The sequence below is a fragment of the Polaromonas sp. P3_C2 genome (assembly GCF_056402675.1).
Map to the genome: position 1 here is coordinate 1 of NZ_JBFUGX010001054.1, position 945 is coordinate 945.

A 945-nucleotide genomic window follows, 5' to 3' on the forward strand; every position below is an offset into this window, starting at 1 on the left:
CCCGAAGACCGCGGTATGGGAATACCTCAAGCGACTGAAAGAACAAGGCCGCCAAGCCGTCGATGGTGGAAAGCTCGTATTTGAAATCGACAAGGCCATCGAGAACAAATTGCTTTTGACGGTGGCTCCAGACGGCTATCTCAAGCGCATCTGATGCCTTTTTTCGGAGAAATTCGTTTCCAGACGTTTGAAAACCATGGCCAATCCCACTCTCGATAGCTGGTTTGCCCACTCGCTGCGAAAAAGCGCTAACGAAGAAAACCCTTCTTTTGCCACGCTTTCGCTGCTGACAGTGGTCATACCTTGCTATGCAAGACAGGATTTCCTGTTGCGACAGTGTGTGTATTGGCACGGCAGTGGTGCGAGCGTGGTGATCGTCGACGGCTCACCGCAACCACTGGATGGCATCTCGCGGCAGACGCTGGATGGCCTTAGCGATGTAATTTATCTACATGCTGCAATCAGCATGTCTGACCGTCTAAAAATGGCGTCCAAACATATCCGCACGCCGTACGCGACCTTGCTCGGGGACGACGAATTTTTTCTGTTCAGCGGACTTTGCAGCGCAATTCTTGCACTTGAACGCGACGCTTCACTGAGCGCCTGCATAGCGCAGTCGCTGGCGTTTCATACCATGCAGGACGGGACTGCCTGCAGTTACGGCCACGGTTACCCGCATTGGCGTTACACGGTCCGGCAGGACGAGATTGAACAGCGGCTGCAGACTGCAATGTCGGACTATACGGCCGCGACCTGCTACGCCGTCTTGCGCGCGCCAGTCTGGTGCAAATCCTGGGGGCAGCTTGAAAACTGGTCGTCACCCTATGTGAGCGAGATGCAGCAAGGAATCACTACCTATATCTGGGGAAAACTTACGACGGTCGACGAGGTGTACTGGATGCGCTCCAGCGAAAACCGGTCTATCACGAGCACAGACTTCAATCG

At 54.3% G+C, this 945-nt stretch carries 2 protein-coding genes; both read left to right on the forward strand.

Features of this window, described 5'->3' with window-relative positions:
• Positions 1-154, forward strand: a 154-nt coding sequence (locus AC1DWI_RS24510) for a CmcI family methyltransferase (protein ID WP_477726093.1), incomplete at its 5' end; no start/stop codon positions are given.
• Between the two features lie 42 nt (positions 155-196).
• The coding region (locus AC1DWI_RS24515) for a TIGR00180 family glycosyltransferase (RefSeq protein WP_477726092.1) at positions 197-945 on the forward strand (749 nt) is incomplete at its 3' end.